At 67.7% G+C, this 3,508-nt stretch carries 3 protein-coding genes and 1 pseudogene; all 4 read left to right on the top strand.

Annotated features, from left to right (window positions below):
- A pseudogene (locus BST14_RS27595) lies at nt 1–96 on the top strand (type VII secretion protein EsxI); the annotation flags it as partial.
- Between the two features lie 103 nt (nt 97–199).
- The gene (locus BST14_RS27600; protein ID WP_083067434.1) at nt 200–1,102 is read left to right on the top strand and encodes an ESX secretion-associated protein EspG; all 903 of its coding nucleotides are present in this window, start codon (nt 200–202) and stop codon (nt 1,100–1,102) included.
- A gap of 265 nt (nt 1,103–1,367) precedes the next feature.
- Nucleotides 1,368–2,879, top strand: coding sequence for a type VII secretion integral membrane protein EccD (eccD, locus tag BST14_RS27605; protein WP_083067435.1), 1,512 nt, complete (start codon nt 1,368–1,370; stop codon nt 2,877–2,879).
- On the top strand, nt 2,857–3,508 hold a 652-nt coding region (locus tag BST14_RS27610; protein WP_245845804.1), incomplete at its 3' end, for a S8 family serine peptidase. The genes eccD and BST14_RS27610, both read left to right, overlap by 23 nt.

Below are 3,508 nucleotides of genomic sequence, written 5' to 3' on the forward strand. Positions count from 1 at the left end.
ATCTACGAGCAGGCCAACTCCCACGGACAGAAGGTCCAGTCCGCGGGCAGCAACATGGCCAGCACCGACAGCGCCGTTGGGTCCAGCTGGGCCTAACCGCAATTTCAGGCGCGGCAGCACACCACCCGTCGGTGTGCTGCCGCGTCCTGCGGTTATCGTGCAGTTCGGCGTGAAATACTAGGGACCAATTGGGGAAGTGATGGACCAACAAAGCACCCGCACCGACATCACTGTCAACGTCGACGGATTCTGGATGCTCCAGGCGCTGCTGGACATCCGGCACGTCGCGCCCGAGCTGCGGTGCCGGCCATACGTGTCTACCGACTCGAACGACTGGCTCAACGAGCATCCCGGAATGACGGTGATGCGCGAGCAGGGCATCGTCGAGAACGACCAGGTGAACGAACACGTGGCCGCGCGGATGCGGGTGCTCGCGGCGCCCGACCTCGAAGTAATCGCCCTGTTGTCCCGAGGCAAGCTGGCCTACGGCGTGCTCGATGACGAGAACCAGCCCCCGGGCTCGCGCGACATCCCCGACAACGAATTTCGGGTGGTGCTGGCCCGCCGGGGACAGCACTGGGTGTCGGCGGTTCGGGTGGGCGGTGAGATCACCGTCGACGACGTCGCCGTCGCGGACAGCGCTTCGATCGCGTCCCTGGTGATCGACGCCCTGGAGTCCATCCACCACGCCGAGCCCGCGGCGATCAACGCGGTCAACGTGCCGCTGGAGGAGATGCTGGAAGCTACCAAGTCGTGGCAGGAGTCCGGGTTCAACGTGTTCTCCGGCGGAGACCTGCGCCGGATGGGCATCAGCGCCGCCACCGTCGCCGCGCTGGGCCAGGCGCTGTCCGACCCCGCCGCCGAGGTGGCGGTGTACGCCCGCCAGTACCAGGACGACGCCAAGGGCCCCAGCGCTTCGGTGCTCTCCCTCAAAGACGGCTCCGGCGGACGCATCGCGTTGTATCAGCAGGCCCGCACCGCGGGTTCGGGAGAGGCTTGGCTGGCCATCTGTCCGGCGACCCCTCAGCTCGTGCAGGTCGGTGTCAAGACCGTGCTGGACACACTTCCCTATGGCGAGTGGAAAACGCACAGCCGGGTCTGACATTCCGGCGAAACACAGAGTTCACCAATGTCTTTGCACTCAACATGCGGTTGAGCTGCGAACACGGCATACTTCTCTGAAGACACCAGCAAATCAAACCGGTGTCTACGACAACTCTTAATCGCAAGGCGAGGCAGATGGAATTCCAATTAGTCGGAATGCACTTTCCGGGGGGCCGCAGCACCTCGACGAGTACACCGGCGCACGCCCGCGCGCGTCTGGCGGCACGGGCTCACACGTTCATCACGATAGGGAGTGCAGGGCGATGACTGCGGTAGTTGAAGTACCACAGCCTGACGTAGAGGGAATCTCACAGCCTCAGGCAGTCGTCGTCGGCGTGATGGCCGGCGCGGGTGTCCAGATCGGCGTCTTGCTGGACGCGAACGCCCCCGTCTCGGTGATGACCGACCCGTTGCTGAAGGTGGTCAACAGCCGGCTCCGGGAACTCGGGGAGACCCCGCTGGAGGCGTCGGGCCGGGGCCGCTGGGCGCTGTGCCTGGTGGACGGCTCGCCGCTGCGGGCCACCCAATCGCTCAGCGAGCAGGACGTCTATGACGGCGACCGGTTGTGGATGCGGTTCATCCCGGACACCGAGCACCGCTCGCAGGTCATCGAGCACATCTCCACCGCCGTCGCGGCGAATCTCAGCAAGCGCTTCGCCGCCATCGACCCGGTCGTCGCGGTGCAGGTCGGCGCAACGATGGTGGCCATCGGGGTGACGGCCGCCGCCGCCCTGCTCGGCTGGTGGCGCTGGCACCACAACTCGTGGCTGCCAACCGTCTATGCGGGCGTGATAGGCGCGGTGGTGCTCGGCGTTTCGCTGATGCTGCTGATGCGGGCGACCACGCAGCAGGAGCGGCGCGTCGCCGACACCATGCTGTTGAGCAGCCTCGCCCCCATCTCGATCGCGGCGGCGGCCGCGCCGCCCGGCGGCGTCGGATCGCCACACGCGGTGTTGGGTTTCGGCGTCCTCACCATCGCGGCGATGCTGGCGCTGCGCTTCACCGGTCGCCGGCTGGCGATCTACACCGCGACCGTCACCGTCAGCCTGATCGCGGCGGTCGCCGCGCTGGCGCGCATGGTCGCGATGACCAGCGCCGTGACGCTGTTCACCTGCGTCGTGCTGGTGTCCGTCATGATCTACCAGAGCGCGCCGGCCATCTCACGCCGGCTGGCAGGCATCCGGTTGCCCGTCTTCCCGTCGGCCACCAGCCGGTGGGTGTTCGAGGCCCGGCCCGACCTGCCCACCACCGTGGTGCGCTCCGACGGCGGTCCTCCGGTTCTGGAGGGGCCCGCCTCGGTCCGCGACGTGCTCACCCAGGCCGAACGCGCCCGGTCTTTCCTGTCGGGTTTGCTGATCGGGCTCGGTGTGCTGATGATCGTGTCCCTGGCCGCGCTGTCGGATCCGCACACCGGACAACGCTGGCTGCCCCTCCTGCTGGCCGGCTTCTGCGCGGGCTTCTTGATGCTGCGGGGGCGCTCCTATGTCGACCGCTGGCAGGCGATCACCCTGGCCGGAACGGCCGTGCTGATCGTCGGTGCGGTCGTAGTGCGCTACGCCCTGGTGCTGCAGTCGCCGCTTGCGGTCTCGATCAGTGCGGCCATCCTGGTGCTGCTGCCGGCCGCGGGACTGACATCGGCGGCCGTGGTGCCGAACACCGTCTACAGCCCGCTATTCCGCAAATTCGTGGAATGGATTGAATACCTCTGCCTGATGCCAATTTTCCCGCTGGCATTGTGGTTGATGAATGTCTATGCAGCTATCCGCTATCGCTGACGGCAAGGTGTGGCGTGGTCGCGCGTCCGCCGCGACCATCGCCGCCACACTGCTCGCATCGGGCGCGTTGGCCGGTTTGCCTCCGGCATACGCGATTTCGCCCCCGACGATCGACGCGGGGGCGGTGCCGCCGGACGGCCCGCCGGGACCGGGGGCGCCGATGAAGCAGAACTCGTACTGCACCGAGGTCGGTGTGCTGCCGGGGACCGACTTTCGGCTGCAACCCAAGTACATGGACATGCTGAACCTGCAGGAGGCGTGGCAGTTCGGTCGGGGTGCCGGCGTGAAGGTGGCCGTCATCGACACCGGCGTGACGCCGCACCCGCGCTTCCCGCACCTGATCGCCGGCGGCGACTACATCATGGCCGGCGACGGACTATCCGACTGCGACGCGCACGGCACCATCGTGGCGTCGATGATCGGCGCCGCCACGGCCAACGGCGCCGGGGTGCCCCCGGCGGCGCCGCGCAAGCCGGTGACCGTCCCCACCACCGAGCCGCCGCCGAAAGCGCCACCGCCGCAGACGGTGACCCTGTCACCGCTGCCCCAGACTGCTGAACCTGCAGGAGGCGTGGCAGTTCGGTCGGGGTGCCGGCGTGAAGGTGGCCGTCATCGACACCGGCGTGACG

The sequence above is a fragment of the Mycobacterium arosiense ATCC BAA-1401 = DSM 45069 genome (genome assembly GCF_002086125.1).
GTDB lineage: Bacteria > Actinomycetota > Actinomycetes > Mycobacteriales > Mycobacteriaceae > Mycobacterium > Mycobacterium arosiense.